Origin of the sequence: Tolumonas osonensis (assembly GCF_014202415.1) — a bacterium.
GTDB lineage: Bacteria > Pseudomonadota > Gammaproteobacteria > Enterobacterales > Aeromonadaceae > Tolumonas > Tolumonas osonensis.
This window is the reverse complement of the sequence record NZ_JACHGR010000004.1, coordinates 75,067-95,867: the sequence shown is the minus strand read 5'-3', so window position 1 is coordinate 95,867 and position 20,801 is coordinate 75,067. Positions and strand designations below refer to the sequence as shown.

Annotated in this window: 17 protein-coding genes and 1 other RNA gene; 14 read left to right on the top strand and 4 right to left on the bottom strand. The window is 47.2% G+C overall.

Features of this window, described 5'->3' with window-relative positions; genetic code table 11:
- The first annotated feature begins 62 nt into the window (after window positions 1-62).
- The gene (locus HNR75_RS06635) at window positions 63-995 is read left to right on the top strand and encodes a calcium/sodium antiporter (RefSeq protein ID WP_188026224.1); all 933 of its coding nucleotides are present in this window, start codon (window positions 63-65) and stop codon (window positions 993-995) included.
- A gap of 17 nt (window positions 996-1,012) precedes the next feature.
- Here HNR75_RS06635 and clcA read toward each other — a convergent pair whose 3' ends face one another.
- Window positions 1,013-2,380 (bottom strand): H(+)/Cl(-) exchange transporter ClcA, encoded by a 1,368-nt coding sequence (gene clcA / locus HNR75_RS06630; RefSeq protein WP_188026223.1) that lies wholly within the window; start codon window positions 2,378-2,380, stop codon window positions 1,013-1,015.
- 306 nt (window positions 2,381-2,686) lie between these two features.
- Here clcA and HNR75_RS06625 point away from each other — a divergent pair, with 306 nt between their 5' ends.
- The 6 genes from HNR75_RS06625 (at window position 2,687) to HNR75_RS06600 (ending at window position 9,044) form a co-directional block, all read left to right on the top strand.
- Window positions 2,687-3,493 (top strand): 4-hydroxy-tetrahydrodipicolinate reductase, encoded by an 807-nt coding sequence (locus tag HNR75_RS06625; RefSeq protein WP_188026222.1) that lies wholly within the window; start codon window positions 2,687-2,689, stop codon window positions 3,491-3,493.
- Window positions 3,494-4,073: 580 nt separating this feature from the next.
- The gene (locus HNR75_RS06620) at window positions 4,074-5,558 is read left to right on the top strand and encodes a SulP family inorganic anion transporter (protein WP_188026221.1); all 1,485 of its coding nucleotides are present in this window, start codon (window positions 4,074-4,076) and stop codon (window positions 5,556-5,558) included.
- Between the two features lie 19 nt (window positions 5,559-5,577).
- Window positions 5,578-6,432, top strand: a complete 855-nt coding sequence (locus HNR75_RS06615) for a universal stress protein (protein ID WP_188026220.1) — start codon at window positions 5,578-5,580, stop codon at window positions 6,430-6,432.
- A 313-nt stretch (window positions 6,433-6,745) separates the two neighbouring features.
- Window positions 6,746-7,423: a molybdate ABC transporter permease subunit gene (gene modB / locus HNR75_RS06610; RefSeq protein ID WP_188026219.1), complete on the top strand. Its 678-nt coding sequence runs from the start codon at window positions 6,746-6,748 to the stop codon at window positions 7,421-7,423.
- Window position 7,424: 1 nt separating this feature from the next.
- Window positions 7,425-8,504, top strand: a complete 1,080-nt coding sequence (gene modC, locus HNR75_RS06605; protein ID WP_188026218.1) for a molybdenum ABC transporter ATP-binding protein — start codon at window positions 7,425-7,427, stop codon at window positions 8,502-8,504.
- A gap of 123 nt (window positions 8,505-8,627) precedes the next feature.
- Complete coding sequence (locus HNR75_RS06600) at window positions 8,628-9,044, top strand: DsrE family protein (protein ID WP_188026217.1); 417 nt, start codon at window positions 8,628-8,630, stop codon at window positions 9,042-9,044.
- 61 nt (window positions 9,045-9,105) lie between these two features.
- Here HNR75_RS06600 and ffs read toward each other — a convergent pair.
- Both ffs and HNR75_RS06590 read right to left on the bottom strand, forming a co-directional pair.
- Window positions 9,106-9,202, bottom strand: an RNA gene (gene ffs / locus HNR75_RS06595) — signal recognition particle sRNA small type.
- A 95-nt stretch (window positions 9,203-9,297) separates the two neighbouring features.
- A complete protein-coding gene (locus HNR75_RS06590; RefSeq protein WP_188026216.1) occupies window positions 9,298-10,896 on the bottom strand; it encodes an EAL domain-containing protein in 1,599 nt (532 codons plus the stop codon).
- 282 nt (window positions 10,897-11,178) lie between these two features.
- Here HNR75_RS06590 and glgC point away from each other — a divergent pair, with 282 nt between their 5' ends.
- On the top strand, window positions 11,179-12,474 hold the full coding sequence (glgC, locus tag HNR75_RS06585; RefSeq protein ID WP_188026215.1) for a glucose-1-phosphate adenylyltransferase: 1,296 nt from the start codon (window positions 11,179-11,181) through the stop codon (window positions 12,472-12,474).
- A gap of 94 nt (window positions 12,475-12,568) precedes the next feature.
- Here the strand turns inward: glgC and HNR75_RS06580 are convergent, their stop codons facing one another.
- A complete protein-coding gene (locus tag HNR75_RS06580) occupies window positions 12,569-13,231 on the bottom strand; it encodes a DUF2057 domain-containing protein (RefSeq protein WP_188026214.1) in 663 nt (220 codons plus the stop codon).
- A gap of 377 nt (window positions 13,232-13,608) precedes the next feature.
- On the opposite strand from HNR75_RS06580, the gene HNR75_RS06575 reads away from it, so the two are divergent.
- The 6 genes from HNR75_RS06575 to htpG all read left to right on the top strand — a co-directional run bounded on the left by HNR75_RS06575 (window position 13,609) and on the right by htpG (window position 20,706).
- On the top strand, window positions 13,609-14,643 hold the full coding sequence (locus HNR75_RS06575) for a porin (RefSeq protein WP_188026213.1): 1,035 nt from the start codon (window positions 13,609-13,611) through the stop codon (window positions 14,641-14,643).
- 151 nt (window positions 14,644-14,794) lie between these two features.
- On the top strand, window positions 14,795-15,340 hold the full coding sequence (gene apt, locus HNR75_RS06570) for an adenine phosphoribosyltransferase (protein WP_188026212.1): 546 nt from the start codon (window positions 14,795-14,797) through the stop codon (window positions 15,338-15,340).
- 17 nt (window positions 15,341-15,357) lie between these two features.
- Entirely contained in the window at window positions 15,358-17,634 is a 2,277-nt protein-coding gene (gene dnaX, locus HNR75_RS06565; RefSeq protein WP_188026211.1) for a DNA polymerase III subunit gamma/tau, read from the top strand.
- Window positions 17,635-17,675: 41 nt separating this feature from the next.
- On the top strand, window positions 17,676-18,008 hold the full coding sequence (locus tag HNR75_RS06560) for a YbaB/EbfC family nucleoid-associated protein (protein WP_188026210.1): 333 nt from the start codon (window positions 17,676-17,678) through the stop codon (window positions 18,006-18,008).
- An 85-nt stretch (window positions 18,009-18,093) separates the two neighbouring features.
- Window positions 18,094-18,696 (top strand): recombination mediator RecR, encoded by a 603-nt coding sequence (gene recR, locus HNR75_RS06555; protein WP_188026209.1) that lies wholly within the window; start codon window positions 18,094-18,096, stop codon window positions 18,694-18,696.
- 108 nt (window positions 18,697-18,804) lie between these two features.
- Window positions 18,805-20,706 (top strand): molecular chaperone HtpG, encoded by a 1,902-nt coding sequence (gene htpG / locus HNR75_RS06550; RefSeq protein WP_188026208.1) that lies wholly within the window; start codon window positions 18,805-18,807, stop codon window positions 20,704-20,706.
- Window positions 20,707-20,801: the final 95 nt, after the last annotated feature.

Genomic DNA, 20,801 nt, shown 5'->3' with positions numbered 1-20,801 from the left:
AGAACCCGATATCCGTTCCAGAATTAATTAGGCATTAATTCTGACTGGACCGGAGCGGGGGTATGGGTGATTACATCGCTCTTGTGCTGGGTATTCTTTCTGCCGCTATCGGAGGAGAACTTTTTGTCCGGGGAACGGTTGGTATTGCCTACTGGGCCCGGATCTCTCCTGGCATCGTTGCTGCGACAGTGGCAGCGTTTGCGACATCCAGCCCGGAGCTCACTGTTTCCGTAACTGCGTCTTTGCTTGGAACGCCTCAGATTGCGCTGGGTGATGCACTCGGTAGTAATGTCGTTAATATCGCCCTGATTCTTGGTATTGCCATTGCCATAACCCCTCTGTATTACCCCCGGGATTCCTTTAAAAGAGATTATTCGGTGGCCTTACTGGTTCCCGGAATGACCGGCTTATTCATGCTTGATGGTGCACTATCGCGTATTGACGGTCTAATCATGCTGATGACCTTTATCGCCTGGCTTATTGCAGTGATTCTTGAAGTGCGTAAACAGCGAAATAATAACTCGGTTGAGAATACTGAAAAACACCGGATATGGGCTTCATTGCTGCAGTCTGTGGTGGGGCTTGCTTTTCTTATTGCTGCGGGTCGCCTTATTGTCTCTGGTGCTACAGGGATCATGCAATCATTAGGCGTTGATGCTTTCGTTATTGGGGCAACAGTCGTCGCATTAGGTACGTCAGCTCCCGAACTGGCAATGATGATTGTTGCAACGCTGCGCCGTCATGATGACATTGCCTTGGGGACTGTGCTGGGAAGTAATATCTTTAACGGATTATTAATTGTTTCTTTAGCGGCCATAATTTCTCCGATTACCATCGTATGGTCTGAAATTATGGCTGTATTATTACTGGGTATTTTATCTGTGGTTTGTATATTTCCTTCAGCTACCGGATATATAGAACGTAGACAAGGTTATCTGCTGCTGGTGCTTTATCTTGTTTATCTGGTAGTACTTGCAATGCAACCATGGGTATGAACGCTTCAATAATCAGCTTATGTTTTTTGTACGATGGTCTGTTGTGAAAGACGTAATGTCCGTTCAAGGATCTGACTGTAGATAGGTTTTCCTCCTAGCATTTGTGCGATTAAAGTTGCACTCAGTGTTGTTACCATCATAGGAAGAATAAGGCCGTAGTTATTAGTCATTTCGGTAACCAGAATGATCCCGGTAACTGGAGCTCTGACCGATGCGGCAAAAAGAGCACCCATGCCAACAATGGGGAAAACACCATAGGCAATCTCAATTTCGGGGAATAACTGCATCGCTATATTACCGGCGAGAGCTCCACATAATGTACCTAGTGCCAGAGATGGCGCAAATACCCCACCTGGAACACCAGAGCAGAAACAGAGCAATGTACCAATAAAACGCCATACCAGCAGCCAGAAAATGACTGTCAGGGACGCAGGTTGCGTTATCCACTGTGGAATATAATACATGCCTCCAGACGTCAGCCCATTATCAAGAAGCGATAAAATACCAAAAGTACCGGCCAGCAGGCTGCCAATGGTTACAAAAACGATGCGCCGGTTCTTATGGATAGCAAGATAACCATTCTGGAATGTGTTCACGCAAAGATTAAAAAAGTATCCGATGTATCCTACGAGACAACCAAACAGAAAAAATAAAATTAGCGAAAGAGTTGATGTGACAGGATAAGTTGGAAGGTTGAAAACAGGCTCGGCTCCGACCATAAGTTGTCGAATAATAGTACTGCTTATGACGGCGATCGATACTACTTTGATTGATAAAAAGGAGTAACGGAACTGAGGCCGCATTTCTTCCAAAACAAACAAAATACCAGCTAGCGGTGCATTGAATGCTGATGCCAATCCTGCTGCAGCACCAGCTGCCAGCAAAGCATGAGAAGCATCTTTGGGTAACCGGAATATATCAGCAACCATTTTGCCGATATTGCCGCCAATCTGCACCGAAGGGCCTTCTCTGCCCAGAATCATTCCCGAACTTAATGCACATGTTCCGCCAAAAAATTTGACGGGGATAACTCGTCTCCAACGGACCGGTCTGACATCATCGAGTGCCCCCTCTATTTCCGGGATTCCTGAGCCGCCAGCTTCAGGTGCAAAACGATGCATCAGATAAAAAGCAATACCACCGAGTACTGCGCTGCAAAAAAATGCCGGTAACCACTGGATAGAAGGATCAATCAGTTGTAAGCCTAAAATACGTAGTCTTGTCAGACCATCTACCGCCAGTTCAAACAGAATGCAAGTGCCACCAGTCAGTACACCGGTAAATAAAGCCAGTAATAGAACTTTGGGAGATGTGTAGTCATGCCGGATGAAACGACGGATTAACCGGCGAATGTGACGACTTCTGTTTCTGTGTGGCTGGTTCATCTGTATGCAGATTATCGGTGAGTAATACTTTTATTTTCTAATAAAAAAGATAAATTGCCAACATAGTGTTAATGGATTTTCATGATTCTTATTTTTGTGTTGAATATAATTCTTGTTTTTAATGTGAAATATTTTCATTAAATATCTTGGTATTTTTATTTGAAAATGGGTTTGTGTGCGCTGCATTTCGCCTGATGTATTGGAAGACATTATCATGGAAATATGCTAATGTCAGGCTGTGATATCGTAATAATATTATGGGATTAGATAAACGTTTTGACTAAGCTCACAAAAAAGGAAGCTTATATGAAAGTTGGATTGATTGGTTTTGGTAAAACAGGCAGAGCTGTAGCGTCTGTTTTATTAGAGTCGAAAAAGGTAAACCTTCAATGGGTGCTCCGTAAATCAACATCGCTTGAACACCGGTCTGTGCCTGAGTTTTTAGGGGTACACTCTGATGAACCAGGGCTGATTTACTCGATAAGTGAATTTAGCGCAGACGAATTATTTGATAAACATCCTGTTGACGTCGTTATTGATTTTTCATCAGCGTATGGGGTTGACTATTATGCCGAAGCGGCCGCGAAGCGGGGAATTACAATAATCAGTGCAATATCGGCATATCCGGATGAAAAATTAAAATTGCTGTCTGATATATCGGAGCGAATTCCTGTGCTGCACTCACCTAATATTACATTAGGTATAAACTTTCTTATGATTGCAGCCAAGATACTCAAGAATATCGCACCTTATACCGATATAGAAATCATTGAGGAGCATTTCAAGAGCAAACCTGAGGTGTCTGGCACTGCAAAGAAAATAGCCAACGCTCTTGAGTTGCCTGATGATTCTATAAAAACCATCAGGGCAGGTGGTATTATTGGTGTTCATGAGATTATTTTTGGATTTCCATATCAAGTGGTCAGATTGCGGCATGAATCAATATCCCGTGAAGCTTTTGGTAATGGTATTATATTTGCTCTGGAAAATATAACAGGGAAAACCAATGGGTTATACTCAATGGAAGATTTATTGATGCCATATTTCCATTTGAATGCTACAGAGCAGGAGTTTATCGATAAAAACACTAAGCCATGGTGGAAGTTCTGGTGATTTTTATTTTTCACAGAGGAAGAATCGTATTAAAAAGGCTGTATATTTGCTTAAATGTACCATTTGATATATAATAATCGAGTTGTAATTCATGAAATTATGGCTCTTTGACTTTTAAGCGGTAGGGTATTCCAATCATCTGATAGGAATACCCTTTCGTTTTTTATGATGTCTTATTTATATGCCGGACGTATCGGTGTCCAATTATCTGCAGCACAAAGCCTCGCGTGGTATGTCTGTTTTCTTCGATAATATTTCTGGTGTCATTATCTTGGCTGAATAATTAGGGTTTAGCTACCCGCTAGACTGTTCAACACAATTAAGAAAACTTGGTGTGGTTTGATCCAGATCTCGTTTTTATGTATAATACAATTATCTTTTAACAAGATTGCAACTTAACCGACGTGCGAATCACTCCGCCTTAACTGGCACATCCCCATAAAGATGCATCATTTGCATCTGTCATTTGAACTTCCCGGCAACCAGGGGAGATAGTTTTTTACATCTATCAAAATGTCGCTTCATTGTATCGGTCTGACCGATATCTGTGCTGTCTATTTTTTATTCAAGGATTACTGATATGTTGTTTTTATCCAAACGTCAGGATTGGTTTGGAAATATCCGTGGCGATCTGCTGGCCGGATTAGTGGTTGCTTTGGCGTTGATTCCGGAGGCGATTGCCTTTTCAATCATTGCGGGTGTTGATCCTAAAATAGGGCTTTATGCCTCATTCTGTATTGCTGTTGTCATCGCTATTGTGGGCGGCAGACCCGGAATGATCTCCGCGGCGACAGGTGCCATGGCGTTACTGATGGTAACGTTGGTGAAAGAGCATGGACTGCAGTATCTGTTGGCAGCTACCTTGCTGACTGGTTTTTTTCAGATCATCGCTGGCTATCTGAAGCTGGGTAGTCTGATGCGGTTTGTTTCCCGCTCCGTAGTGACCGGTTTCGTCAACGCACTGGCAATCCTGATCTTTATGGCCCAGTTGCCGGAATTAACCAATGTTGGCTGGCAAGTTTATGCGATGACCGCAGCCGGGTTAGCCATCATTTATCTGTTTCCGCTCATCAATAAAACCATTCCGTCGCCATTAGTCTGTATTTTGGTACTGACCGCTGTTTCCATGTGGCTGGAACTAGATATCCGCACGGTCGGCGATATGGGGCAGTTGCCAGATACCTTGCCATTATTCCTCTGGCCGGATGTGCCCTTTAACTGGGAAACATTGCTGATTATTCTGCCGTATTCATTGCCACTGGCAGTGGTCGGCCTGCTTGAATCGATGATGACAGCCACCATTGTGGATGACCTCACTGATACTACCAGCGACAAAAACCGTGAATGCAAAGGCCAGGGTATTGCAAACATCGTTGCTGGTTTATTTGGTGGCATGGCAGGCTGCGCCATGATTGGTCAGTCGGTGATCAATGTGAAATCGGGTGGCCGTGGCCGGTTATCGACCTTTTTTGCTGGCGGTGCACTGCTGTTGATGGTTGTTTTTCTCAGCGACTGGGTATCACAGATCCCGATGGCGGCCTTGGTTGCCGTGATGATCATGGTGTCTATCGGAACATTCTCGTGGGAATCGGTTACTAACCTGAAAAAACATCCGTTATCAACAAGTTGTGTGATGTTAATAACCGTTATAGTGGTGGTTTTCACGCATAATCTGGCTCTTGGCGTATTTGCTGGTGTGCTGCTGGCCTCCTTGTTCTTTGCCAATAAAGTAGCTCATTTCCTACGGGTAGACTCGACTATCGATTATGCTGGCTCGACGCGTCATTATGCTGTCAAAGGACAGGTCTTCTTCGCTTCATCACAGCGGTTTAATCAGTATTTTGATTTCAAAGAAGTATTGGAAAAAGTAACCATTGATCTCACTCATGCCCACTTCTGGGATATCACCGCTGTTAGTGCACTGGATAAGGTGGTGATCAAATTTCGTCGGGAAGGCACTGCCGTTGAGGTGATTGGTCTGAATGAAGCCAGCGCAACAATAGTCGACCGTTTCGGCGTGCATGATAAACCGGAAGAAGTTGAAAAGCTGCTAAATGGCCATTAATCATCAAAAGGACAACACAATGAAAAATCAGATCATCGCCTGCATTGATGGTTCCCGTTCTGCAACAGCAGTGTGTTTATGGTCGGCTTGGGCGGCTTCTCGTCTGGGGGGCTCATTAAAGCTCCTGCATGTATTAGAAAAGTCCGCCTTACCGGCAACAGTTGATTTGTCCGGGAGTATCGGGCTGGGTAGTCGCGAAGACTTAATGAATGAATTAATCAAACTGGATGAACAGCGTAGCCGTATTGCCAATGAGCAGGGTAAACATCTGTTAGCTGCCGCAAAAGAACTGATACTCAGCCGTTGTGCCACCGATTCGGCTCGGTATGAGATAAAAAACTGTCAGCGCCATGGTGGTCTGGTTGAAAACCTGACAGATCTTGAAAACGATACTCGTCTGATTGTAATGGGACGACAGGGTGAAGTCAGTTCACAACAGAGTCAGGTAGGTAGTCAGCTGGAAAACGTAGTGCGCGTATTGCATACACCTGTTCTGGTCGCAGTAGGGGATTTTACGGTTCCCCAGAAAATTATGTTTGCTTACGATGGCAGTGAGACTGGTCAAAAAGTGTTGGATCGACTCACTATCAGCCCGTTATTTAAAGGGTTGAATTGTGATCTTGTGATGGTCGGCGGTGATAAAGCGCAGTTAATTGCGGCACAGACAAAATTGCATGATGCAGGTATTGAAACGACGCCATATCAATTACAAGGTGACGTTGAACAAGCACTTAAAATGCATATCGAAACACAACAAATTGATCTGGTCATTATGGGTGCGTACGGTCATTCACGGTTAAGACAATTTTTGCTTGGCAGCCATACTAGTCGCATGCTGAGTCAGAGTGCCGTTTCATTGCTACTGCTGCGATGAAAAACACCTGGCTATCAACGTCTAGTTGAGCGTGATCGCTATTGAGAATGTCAGAACAGTTGTGGCTATTCTGACATTCATTAAGCGATGTATTCACCGTTGAATATCGATATGTTTTAAATAAAATACCCCTCTCCGTATAACTTCTGTTCTTCCCTCCGTAGCTATACATACTGGCTTAATTCTTGCTCACTTCATTATGTTGCAATCTATATAACGATGAATTGTCATCAATATGACATCGTCTTAATAACGTGCACATTCAATCCAACATTTTTGAAATTGGGCTATCACATTAAAACAGGGATGCTTCATGGCGTTATCACATGATGATCTGCAAGCTATTCTGCTAACACTAAAACTGGCGGCGACAGTGACGTTGCTGTTACTGATTATCGCTACGCCGATCGCCTGGTGGCTGGCCAGAACGCATTCATGGTTAAAAGGGCCTGTCGGTGCGTTAGTCGCCTTACCCCTAGTATTACCGCCGTCAGTCCTGGGTTTTTATTTATTGCTGGCGATGGGGCCGCAAGGTTTTCTGGGAAGGACTCTTTCTGCATTAGGTATTGAAGCCCTGCCATTTACGTTTGGCGGGTTAGTCGTCGCATCGGTGTTTTACTCGCTACCTTTCATGGTTCAGCCAATTCAGAACGCTTTCGAGAACATAGGCGATGCACCATTAGAGGCAGCCGCCACGTTACGCGCGTCACCTATTGATGCATTTTTCACGGTTGCACTGCCATTGGCATTACCCGGATTTTTGACGGCAAGCATATTGACGTTTGCTCATACCGTGGGGGAGTTTGGTGTGGTGCTGATGATTGGTGGCAATATTCCCGGTGCGACACGGGTGGTTTCCGTTCAGATATACGATTTTGTTGAAGCCATGGAATATGACAATGCGCATCAGCTTTCGCTGATCATGCTGGTTTTCTCTTTTGCGGTATTGCTTGCGTTATACGGATGGCGCCGGCATAAAGGGAATAAATAATATGCATCAGGACGAGATGATTTTAGCCCGGTTTGTAAAACAGTGGGCTGGTTTTACTTTAGACGTGGATTTAGCCTTGCCGGGGAAAGGTGTTACTGCGCTGTTCGGGCACTCCGGCTCTGGAAAAACCACCTTGTTACGTGCCATTGCCGGGCTGGGTGGACGCTCGGCGGGACATTGTATATTCAAAGGCCATGCCTGGCAGAACGAGGATAAATATCTTCCTGCTCACCAGCGTCCTATTGGCTATGTATTTCAGGATGCCAATCTGTTCCCGCATTTAACCGTTGATAAGAATCTGCAATACGGGATGAAACGGACTTCGGCAACACAGCGTATCTCTCTGGAACAGGCAATTGATTTACTGGGCATTGGACACCTTCTGTTACGCAAACCCGCTCAGTTGTCCGGCGGAGAAAAACAACGTGTTGGTATTGCGCGCGCGTTGGCTGTCAGCCCTGAACTGTTGTTGATGGATGAGCCACTGGCGGCACTCGATCTTGCCCGTAAACAGGAGATTTTGCCTTATCTGGAAAGACTGCATCAGGAGCTGAGTATTCCTGTTCTGTATGTGAGTCATTCGCCGGATGAGGTGGCACGACTGGCTGACCATATAGTAGTGATGTCACAAGGGAAAAAAATCGCGGATGGTCCTCTGACCGAGATCCTGTCGCGTATCGATTTGCCAATTCGTCTGGGTGAGGACGCTGGTGTCGTTTTAAAGGGGATTATCCGGGCGCGGGATGATCAATGGCTGCTCACTCATATCGCTTTTGCTGGTGGCGCGCTTTGGACGAAAGATACCGGCGGGGCTGTGGGCGATCAGGTCAGAGTCAGAGTACTGGCCCGGGATGTCAGTATCAGTTTGTATCAGCAACATGACACCAGTATTCAGAATCATCTGGCCGGAACTATAGAGAGCGTCCATCCGGATGAACATCCGGGACTATTGTTGGTTCGCGTTTTAGTGGGGGACTCACTGTTTATATCTCGCCTGACGAATCGTTCCGCGCATCAGCTGAATATATCGGTGGGTCAACCCGTATGGATCCAGGTCAAATCTGTTGCACTGATAGAGTGATAAAACACTATCTTGGGTGGCGGATTTATTAACTGGCTGGTTGCCTATTGCTGTCAAAGAATTGCGTAACGGTGTTTATCTGCTTAGCTTAATGAGAGTTCAATGAAAATAAGGAGTTAACTCATGCATTTTATAAGCAGGATATTACTTGCCGCCGCAATCTTTCTGGGTGGCTTAAATGCCGGTTTTGCAGCGAATACAGATCCGTTATTCATTAACATGACAACGAGTGATGCTCATCGGTCTACAATGGCTATTGGTTTTGGCAAAAGCCAGTTTGAACGGGGACATCAACTGACCATCTTTTTAAATGATAAAGGTGTGCTGATTGCCTCTGCAGCCAATAAAGCACAATTTACCAATCAGCAGAATATGCTAAGTGAATTAGTCAAAAAGGGAGCGGTTGTGTTTGTTTGCCCGACCTGTATCAAACACTATGGGATTAAAGAATCGGATCTTTTGCCTGGGTTGAAAGTGAGTAATCCGGATTTGACCGGTAACGCATTATTTCAGGAAAATACAAAGACACTATCTTGGTGAGGAACGGGCTTGGTGAGGCCGACCGGCTCGGCATTTTTTCATATGCCGGAAAGGGCGGCGGCCTGATAAGCCACATCTCGGCACTCAAGTCATTCGCTTCGGCTGCTTCCTTCCGGACCTGACCGGGTTCACGAACTATTGATGCGAGAGGACCCATCAGGCCGCCATCACAGAAACGCGGCCGATAGTATCAGACCCGCTATAAATTGCAACAATTGCTTCAAAAACAATTTGCTGAAAACACAGAGGAATTTTAACTTGTCTCACTGATGGCGATTGTTTTTGAAACCAGTTGCCCCTGAATCCCATCGACGTACATACGTTCCAGTATCTCTCTTTGTGCCATGGTTTCAACACCTTCTGCAATCACGACACATCCTGCACGATGCGAAATCTCAATGATCATACGGATAAACTGCTGACTGGTGGTATCCCGCGCAAGGATATCAATTAATCCTGAATCCAGTTTAATGTAGTCAGGGCGTAATTCCCGGTATAAGCGGAATGAGCTTAATCCTTTGCCAAATCGGGAAATGCAGGTCCGGCTGCCTGCTCTGCGTAGCATTTCAAACATCCGCATGCTGGCGGCAGGGTGACAATCGAGCATTTCTTCATCCATTTCAAATACCAGATCGGGCGCGACATCATGCTCCTGTAACAACAATTGCTCTAACCAGCCGATAAAAGAGGAATTAAATAAGGCACTGGCACTCAGATTCAACCCCCAGCGGGCTACATTTTCCGGATGCTGTTTATGTTGCTGCAGCATATTTTCGATAACCAACTCCTCCAGTTTATTCATCATGCCGTGACGCATCGCCATGGCATAAACCGTTTCCAGCGGCAGCGACTGCTGATTAGTGCCCGTGAACCGGGGAATGATCTGGATATAATTGCAGATGGCCATATTCAGAGGCTGAATCTCCTGACCGGAAAAACCCACATGGCGTGTTTCAATAATGGCCTGAATCGCCTGTTGCCAGTGATTTTCCCCCTGGAATGCATCGTCTGTACTGTCTTCCTCCTGAAAATACCAGCCGTTTACCGTACTGGTTTGCGCTTTTGCCAGTGCCAGATCTGCCCTGGCCAGCGGTTGTTCAGGTTGCTGTCCGGGATGCAATAACGTGATACCGCTATAAGCGATGCTTTCTGTCGCTATTTGCGTCTGTAAATTATCGAACAGTTGTTTCAGTTCTTTTCCTAAAACAGGCGCCATTGATGGGGAGACATGGGGTATCAATATGGCATAGTCACTACCGGATAACCGGTATATACGGTCAGTGGAGAAGCGTCGGCTGACATTCTGAATGATCTCGGCAATCGCCATCAGATATTCATCCCCGGCAATTCGGCCCCGCTGATGATTGATTGTAGTCAGTTCGGTTGATCGGATAAGGCACAGACAAGCCTTATCGGGTGAACTGTTCGGTTGTAACAGTGCCATCAGATCTTTACGGAAAGCACTGCGGTTCTGCAGACCGGTCAGGCTATCCAGCAACGCTTTGTGTTCCAACTCCGAATTTATTTTTCTGAGTTTCTCGACATCCTGGCTTAATGACTCTTTTTTTTGCTGTATTGCTGACGAGAGAAACGGAAACAGATTTCCGGCAGAAGATTGACTGGCTGTGAGTTCCGACGCTGTCTGCTTTTCTGCCTTTTTTAGTAAGAGCTGATGGCTAAGATGCAGAACCAATAATGAAATGATGAGTATCCCGCTTGATATCAGGTTTTGTCCGGTGCTGTTAGCTCCGTCAAGCCAGACAGTAAAAACGAACAGATTACTGATCACGGCTATCAGCAGAATGATGCATAAGGATAACCACTGTTTGTGATAGATGGTTTGTGCTTTCATCCCTGACTCCTGTTTATTTTGTCCGGGTGTTTCCTATAGCATAAACAATACTTCATCCTTTACAGATCTGTACTTCGGGCATGCAGTTTTGTTGTGAAATCAATGTGCTCTGAGTAGCAAAAACAGAGAATTATTATCTATCGGTTCAGATTCGTGATCTCTCGAATGGAACTTGTTTCATTTAAGGAACATTATAGTTCCGTTGCAATGGATTGGTAATGAGCTAGTTTGTTCCATTTGGCAACCAAACGTGTCTTTTAGTTGTTATCACGGGAGGTGTTTATGGTTTCAGTAGATCCGCAGGGCATGACTCAGGCCAGGGAAGCGATTAACCAGACTCTGGCACTGGTTCTGGCGGGAGGAAGAGGTAGTCGGTTAAAACAGTTGACCGATAACAGAGCAAAACCAGCTGTACACTTTGGTGGTAAGTTCCGCATCATTGATTTTGCGCTTTCTAATTGTATTAATTCTGGTATTTCCCGCGTTGGTGTTGTTACGCAATATAAGTCTCACAGCCTTCTTCGTCATATTCAGGCCGGCTGGTCTTTCCTGCGTTATCAGATGAATGAATTTATCGATTTGCTTCCGGCGCAACAGCGTCTGGATGAGGTGAATTGGTATCGTGGTACCGCGGATGCGGTTTATCAGAACGTGGATATTATCCGCGATTATGCGCCTAAGTATGTATTGGTACTTGCCGGTGACCACGTTTATAAAATGGATTACGCGAGCATGCTGCTCGATCACGTGCGTCTGGGCGCTAAAGTAACCGTTGCATGTATCGAAGTGCCAAAAGCAGAAGCGACTGCCTTTGGTGTCATGGATATCGATGACAACCGTCAGATTACTCAGTTTGTAGAAAAACCGGCTGATCCGCCAACGGTTCCGGGTAATCCGGACGTTTCTCTGGCATCAATGGGGGTTTATGTTTTCGATGCTGATTATCTCTATCAATTACTTGAAGAAGATCAGCTGGATGAAGGTTCCCGCCGCGACTTTGGTATGGATATTATCCCTAAAGTTGTTCAGATGGGTGTTGCTTATGCGCATCCGTTCAGTATGTCTTGCGTTGGCTGCAAAGATCATGATGAAGAGAAAGGTGGTCAATGCTACTGGCGTGATGTGGGTACGGTAGATTCTTTCTGGGAAGCAAACATGGATCTGGCATCTGTCGTGCCGGAACTGGATGTGTATGATGAAAGCTGGCCAATCTGGACCAACCAGCGTCAGCTGCCACCCGCCAAGTTTGTGCAGGATTATATGGGGCAGTCCGGCAGTACCCTGAATTCTGTTATTTCCGGTGGGTGTATTGTCAGCGGTTCCATCATCCATAATTCAGTGCTGTTCTCCGGTGTCAGAGTGCATTCCGGATGTACCCTGGACGGCGCGGTTATCTTCCCTGATGTGACCATTGGTCGTGGTGCCCGTTTACGGAAAGTGATCATTGATAAGCATTGCGATATTCCACCGGGTACGATTATTGGTGAAAATCCGGCTGAAGATGCAAGACGCTTCCACCGAAGCGAGAACGGGGTCGTGTTGGTAACACGTTCTATGCTTAGTAAGCTGAGAGAATAGTAAGTTTTTTATCAATTAAACAAGAGGCTGCAATTGCAGCCTCTTTTGTTGTCTCAGCATTAATACTATTTATAGCAGTGATGAGCGTTACTGATTACTGTTGAGTAATAACCCAGTGCTGAAAAGCTTTGCGTGTCTGTGGATCGGCGCGGTTGTACCAGTATTTCAGCATTTCCAGTGCCTGCAGGTTTTTACTGCCGGAAACGGTGTTGGTCAGATCTGCTTTTTGCGCCTGACCATTGACAGAGATGGTACCATCTTCATTGATGACCGGTTGCTGAAACGCCTTGCCTAAAGCCAGCAGCTCTTCCTGATAATCCCGGCCGATTTGCAGGCCTTCCTTCTTCGGCAATTGGAAGATATCAGCGTCTTTTACAGCCTTTGTGTTTTTATCAATCAAATGCAGCTTCTGATCTTTCAGGAAATTTTTTGCCTGAATGGATTCCCGCAGCAGTGGCAGATCGAATGTCAGTTGTTCTTTGCCATCGGTTTTAAAATTCACCACCAGCGGTTCGCCACTAACGATATCAATTGAATCCCTCTTGCTGTAATTACCTTCAAACCGGATCACTAACTGATGGTCACCGGCAGTGAGTTTGATATCAGAGCCATTACCTTTATAGGATTTTCCGTCAACCAGATAAGTTGCGTAAGGACGGGGTACAGCAACGGTCGTATCAGCAATGGCAGAGACGGAGGTAAACAGCGCGAGTGCAGCGAATGAGCGGGACAACCAGGTACGGAACAGCAGAGTCATAACTAATCCTTGATAGCGGTTATTTCTGACAGCATTCTAATCTTCTGTTTATTCAGAGCAATAGCTGATAAAAAGCCAGGGTTTCATTTGGGGTTCTGCTTAATGAAATTTATGTGTTAAATATCACTTAAAATAGCGACTTAGAGTGTCCATTCTATTTCTTTAATGTGTTTTATGTTGTTAATTACAATTTTTAACACTGAGTTGTTATTTCTATATGGTTTTTTGTGCTGTTTTATCTTTGTGGTTCAGATGGACATACAAAGTGTTGCTGTCATCACTCTTTCTTGTTAGATTCACATTCAGGTAGCACTCATGTGTTACCGCACAGGGAAATAAAAAAAGACACAATGTTTAATTACAGTAGGCATTTAATTATGAAAAAAACAATCCTGGCAGTAGTAACTACCTCTCTGTTTGCTGCATCTGCCAATGCAGCTGTTGTATATGATAAAGATGGTCAACAAGTAGACGTTTACGGCCGTATCCAATATCAAGCTGGTCAAATCTATAATGCAACTTCTGATAAAACAGATGATGATTATAATGCTGCCACAGCTGGTGAAGCTGACAACTTCGGTGGCGATGCTCTGGCTCGTTTTGGTTTCAAAGGTAAATGGGCAACTGGTTACAACGATGTAGCTCTGATCAGCAAACTGGAGTGGGAAGTATCAGCTGAAAATGATGATGATGGTGAAGCTGACTCTTTCGTAAACCGCTATGCATTTGCTGGTGCTGATTTTGGTAACGGTGTTCAGGCTACCGTTGGTACTCAAGACAGCGCTTATGTTCAACTGAGTGATGTAACTGACGTATACAATGAGTACTCAGGTCTGGTTGAAAACCAGTTTGATTCTCGTTGGGATGATTCAGCGAATGTAACTTATGCGGCTGATGGCTGGGATCTGCGTGGTAGCGTGAGCTTCTCTGATGAAGCAAAAGCAAATAATAATGAAGAAGATAAACTGCAGAACCAATATGCGGCGTCTGCTGGTTATACTTTCCAGATCGACGAAGTTTCTTCTCTGAAACCTGTTCTGGCTTACCAGGCGAAGACTGGTGAAGCGGCTGGCGAAAGCTACACTGATGAACAGTATGCTGCTGGTCTGGGTTATACTTATGATGCATTCTATCTGGCCTCTACTTATGGTCAGCTGAAACATGACCTGGCTGATGAAAAGGATACCGTTTGGACTGTAACCGCGACTTATAAAGTTCAGCCTGACTGGACTCTGGTTGCTGGCTACGGTCTGGTTGATGGTCATAACTACGACGTTGAAACTACCAAGTACTATGTACTGGGTACCCAGTATGACATCACAGCTAAAGCCAAAGCGTATGCAGAATACAAAATCAACGAAGTTGCTGGCGAAGACGACAACTACGTTGTTGGTCTGCAATACAACTTCTAATTTCGTCTGAAATTAGCTGATTGTAGTGAAGCCGCCTCCGGGCGGCTTTATTTTTGCGCGTTTATTACCATTCACCGGGCGCAATGATTGCATTCAGCCTGCAGGCTGCTAACCTACACGTTTTGATTTTATCTTCTGAAACGCACATACCATGAACCGTAACACGCTTGATTTCATCCAATCCTGTATCGCCACCATTCCTGATTATCCAAAACCAGGCATCATCTTTCGTGATGTCACCAGTCTGGTTGAGCACCCGCAGGGATTCCATCAGACCATCGAACTGCTGAAAGAACATTATCAGTCCATGTCGTTTGATAAAGTGGTTGGTACTGAAGCTCGTGGTTTTATTTTTGGTGCACCGTTAGCTTATGCACTGCAGCTTGGTTTTATTCCGGTGCGTAAACCGGGGAAATTGCCGCGCTCCGTGCTGGAACAAAGTTATCAGCTGGAATATGGCGAAGATTGTCTGCAGATGCACTGCGATGCAATCAAACCCGGCGATAAGGTGCTGGTGGTCGATGATCTGCTGGCAACTGGCGGTACGGTGGAAGCTACCATCAAGATGATCCGCGAAGCGGGCGGTATTGTGGAACATGCGGCCTTCGTTATTTCTCTGCCTGATCTGGGTGGTGAAGAGCGTCTGACTGCGATGGGCGTTAAAGTTCTTAAACTGGTTGATTTTCCCGGACATTGATCCGTTAACAGGCAGATATGGCATATCAGGTTCTTGCACGTAAATGGCGCCCACGTAACTTCCATGAGGTCATGGGGCAGCAACATGTCTTACAGGCATTATCCAATGCGCTGGATCAGGGCCGACTGCATCATGCCTATCTGTTCAGCGGTACGCGAGGAGTAGGTAAAACCACGATCGCGCGTATTCTGGCGAAATGTCTGAATTGCGAAACCGGTATTACCTCCCGGCCATGCGGGCAATGCAGTGCTTGCCGGGAAATTGATCAGGGTAATTTTGTCGATCTGCTGGAGATTGATGCGGCCTCCCGAACCAAAGTGGAAGACACCCGTGATTTGCTAGATAACGTGCAATATAAACCGGCACGTGGCCGCTTCAAGATCTATCTGATCGACGAAGTGCATATGCTGTCACGGCATAGTTTCAATGCATTACTGAAGACATTGGAAGAGCCGCCGGAGCATGTGAAATTCCTGCTGGCGACCACTGACCCGCAGAAACTGCCGGTGACAATTCTTTCCCGTTGCCTGCAATTTCATCTGAAAGCGCTGACACGGGAGCAGATCACGGAGCAATTGCAACGCGTTCTTCAGGCGGAACAGCTGACCTATGAACCGGCAGCGTTGAGTCTGCTGGCGAAAGCCGCACAGGGCAGTATGCGTGACGCGCTGAGCCTGAGCGATCAGGCGATTGCATATGGCGATGGTGTGCTGCAGGCCAATATGGTGCAGCAGATGCTGGGGACACTCGATCACCGGCAGCTGTATCAGATCCTGTCGCTATTAGCTGCCCGCGATGGTGCGGCTTTGATGCAGCAGATTGGTTCTCTGGCCGAATTGGCCCCGGACTATGATCAGTTGCATGTTGAGCTGGCCAGCCTGTTACACCGTACAGCGATGTGGCAATTGCTGGGGCTGCAGACTGAGCCGGAAGCGGATGACGCGGAAGAGTTACAGTCGCTGGCAGAACAGATCCCGCCGGAAGAGCTCCAGCTTTATTATCAGATCACACTGAATGGCCGCAAAGAGTTGCCACTGGCGCCGGATGGCCGCAGTGCGCTGGAAATGACGCTGCTACGCATGCTGGCGTTTGCTCCCAGGACGGATAATCAATCCGTACCAGAACGGGAGCGTCAGCCGTTGACACCCCGAAGTACCGCCCCGGTGATACCGCCTATGATGCCGGCCAAACCGGCAGTTGCTGCGGCGACAGTCCCGATGACATCGCCGGTAACCACACCCCATATAGTGACAGAAGATTTGGCGATGCAGGCCAAACTGATGCAGGAACAGGCGGAATTGATGGCACAGGCTGAACAGGAAATGCCACGCCGGGCGCTAACAGCAAGCCAGAATGTCGCAAATGTGTCGCCACTAGCTCCGGCTATCACGACGGCTACGCCGGCACCGGAACCAGCGAATTCCGGGGTACAGGATATTCTGCGTCTGAGAAATCAGTTGCGCAGTCGTCGTCAGCAGGCAGAAAGTCAGACAGAAAGCCAGGTTGCGTCACCGGTTATCCCTGTGCGTACACCACCGGCAAATCAGCCCGTAGCAGCAGACGTTCCTGTTGTCACCACACCGGCTAAAGCGTCAATACCGATGCCACCTCCGGAGCCATTAACTGAAATGTCACCCGTGGTGGATGATCTGCCGCCCTGGGAGTTACCGCCGCTGGAAGCCTACCAGGATCAGGAGTCTTTCACTTCGCCTGCAGAGATTCAGCCGGAAAGTCATCAGGTGCCTTCATTCAGACAGGCCGGACCGGCAAGAACCGTATCCGCTGTGCCGCCACCTGCACCAACTGCGGCGGCCGTGCCAAACCGGTTACCCGAGATTGATGAAGATGACGATGCTGTCTGGCGCAGCAATGAGTTGCTGGTCCGCAGCAGTGATCCGTGGGCTCAGACCGTGGCTGCTTTACCGGTCGGTGGCCGGGTAAGGCAACTGGCGATGCAGGCGGTTGTGACCGCTCAGCAAAATGATCAGTGGCATCTGCAGATCCGCAATGAAGCCCGGCATCTGGCTCAGTCCAGAATGGTACAGGAACTGGCAGAGGCGCTTTCAGCAGTGCAGTCCCGGACAATCAACCTGCAGGTTGAGCCCGTAGTACAACTGGGCATGCCTTGCCCGGCAGAAATTGAACAACAGGAGCGGGTTCGTCTGCAACAGGATGCAGAGCAACTGTTGTTGTCCGATCCGAATGTTCAGTTTTTACAGCAACGTTTTGGCGCGACGCTGGATGATGGTAGTATTCAGCCATTGAAAACAAATACCACCGCTTCCGATGAGTGAAGCGTACATAGACCACAACCAGAGAAATTGAGTGAGGAAGCATGTTCGGTAAAGGTGGAATGGGCAATCTGATGAAGCAGGCGCAGATGATGCAAGAGCGCATGCAGAAGATGCAGGAAGAAGTTGCCAAAATGGAAGTCACCGGCGAATCAGGTGCAGGTTTGGTAAAAATTACCATTACCGGCAATCATAATGTGCGTCGTGTTGCCATTGATCCAAGTCTGATGCAGGACGACGATCAGGAAATGCTGGAAGACCTGATCGCGGCCGCTTTTAATGACGCCGTGCGTCGTGCGGAAGAGCAGAACAAAACAAAAATGGCTGAAATTACCGGTGGTATGCAGTTACCGCCAGGTTTCAAGATGCCATTCTGATCCCGCAGCAGCGATCATTCGTATCTGACAGGCCGTAGTGATAAGCAACGGCCTGTTTTGTTTTTCTCAGATGGATATTTAACGCATGAAATTCAGCCCGTTACTGGATTCTCTGATTCGTGAACTGCAAATTTTACCCGGTGTCGGCCCAAAATCAGCACAGCGGATGGCATTCCAGTTGCTGGAGCGCGAACGTAAGCGAGGTTTACAACTGGGACAAACGCTGCAGCGTGCGCTGACTGAAATAGGTCATTGTCAGCATTGCCGTACTTTTACCGAAAATACGCTGTGTGACATTTGCGCCAATCCTAAACGCGCTGAAAACGGGCAGTTGTGTATTGTGGAAACCCCGGCGGATGTCGCCGCGATTGAGCAAACCCATCTTTATTCCGGCCGCTATTTTGTGTTGATGGGACATTTGTCGCCGTTAGATGGGATTGGTCCGAAAGAACTGGGCTTGGATCAACTGGATAATCTGTTGAAAAATGGTGACTGGCAGGAAGTCATTCTGGCCACCAACCCTACTATCGAAGGGGATGCTACTGCCTTTTATATTGCCAGTATGGCAAAACAGTACCAGATCAAGGTCACGCGGATTGCCCATGGCGTACCGGTCGGTGGTGAACTGGAACTGGTGGATGGCACAACCTTGTCGCACTCACTCAGTGGTCGCCGTCCCCTGGAATAGTTTTCTGCCTCTATTCGCTAATAGCCTGTTTTTATGACTTGAAAACCGGCTATTCATCCCCATCTTGCTTTTTGTAGTAAAACATCTCCGTAAATCAAGGAAAGCAAGATGACCGAAACTGTTCATATGGAAACCCATGGGTTTCAGACTGAAGTTAAACAACTGTTGAACCTGATGGCGCACAGCCTCTATTCCAACAAAGAGGTTTTCCTGCGTGAACTGATCTCTAACGCGGCAGATGCAGCGGATAAATTACGCTTCAAAGCGCTGTCTGACGCCAATCTGTATGAAAACGATGGTCAGCTGCGCGTGCGTCTGCTGATTGACAAAGATCAGCGCACTCTGACTATTTCCGATAATGGTATTGGGATGACCCGTGACGATGCGATTCAGCATCTGGGGACCATTGCCCGTTCCGGCACAAAGGATTTCTTCCAGAACCTGAGTGGTGATCAGGCGAAAGACTCGCAGCTGATCGGCCAGTTCGGTGTCGGTTTCTACTCCGCTTTTATCGTGGCGGATAAAGTAACCGTGATCAGCCGTGTAGCAGGCGAAACGGCCGATCGCGCAGTACGCTGGGAATCAACCGGTGATGGCAGTTTCACGGTAGCTGATGTGACCAAAGAAGGTCGTGGTACCGACGTGATCCTGCATCTGCGCGAAGATGAAAAAGAGTTTCTGGATGACTGGCGTCTGCGTTCTGTGATCGGTAAATATTCTGATCACATCAGCATTCCGGTAGAACTGTGGAAAGCACCGGAAGCGGCCGAAGGCGAAGACAAGCCAGCGACAGAAGGTGCCTGGGAACAGGTAAACCGCGCAACAGCACTCTGGACCCGTTCAGCCAAAGAAATCAAAGAAGAAGAATATAAAGAGTTCTACAAGCATGTTTCGCACGATTATGACGAGCCATTGAGCTGGTCGCATAACCGGGTGGAAGGCAACATGGAATACACCAGCCTGCTGTATATTCCGGCCCGCGCTCCTTGGGATATGTGGAACCGTGAACAGAAGCATGGTCTGAAACTGTATGTGCAGCGCGTATTCATCATGGATGACGCGGAACAGTTCATGCCGACTTATCTGCGTTTCGTGAAAGGGGTGCTGGATTCTAACGATCTGCCGCTAAACGTATCGCGTGAAATCCTGCAGGACAACAAAATCACTGCGCAGCTGCGTAAAGCCTGTACCAAGCGTGTACTGAGCATGCTGGATAAAATGGCAAAAGACGATGCCGAGAAATACCAGAAATTCTGGGGTGAATTCGGCAACGTGCTGAAGGAAGGTCCGGCGGAAGATTATGCGAACCGCGAAGATATCGCTAAGCTGCTGCGCTTTGCATCTACCCATAACGACAGCAATGCACAGACAGTCAGCCTGACCGATTATGTTGCCCGCATGAAAGAAGGCCAGAGCAAGATCTACTACATCATTGCCGACAGCTATGCCGCGGCGAAAAACAGCCCGCATCTGGAACTGCTGCGCAAGAAAGGCGTGGAAGTGCTGCTGATGTGGGAACGTATCGACGAATGGCTGATGAACCATCTGTCAGAATTTGATGGCAAGAAACTGATCTCTGTGAGCTGCGGCGATCTGGAGCTGGGCGATCTGGAAGATGAAGAAAGCCGCAAACAGCAGGAAGAAGCGACCAAAGCCAATGCGGGTCTGATTGATCGCCTGAAATCAGCACTGGGCAGTGAAGTACAGGATGTACGTGTATCGCATCGTCTGACCGAGACGCCGGTTTGCGCAGTCACGGATGCCCACGGTATGAGCAGCCAGATGATGAAACTGATGAAGGCAGCGGGTCAGCCGGTACCTGAACAGAAATATATTCTGGAAGTGAATCCTGACCATGCACTGATCCGTCATATTGCCGACGTACAGGACGAAGAACGCTTCAAGGAATGGGCGATTTTGTTGCAGGAACAGGCTCAATTGACGGAACAGGGTGGTCTGACTGATCCGGCCAGTTTTGTTGCCCGCATGAACCGTTTATTGCTGGGTTGATTTAATTACTTTCAATATCTCAAAGCCGTGCTCTGCGCGGCTTTGTTTTTTGGTTAAAATGTTGAGGAATGGCGCGAAAGAGTGTAGTTTTTGCG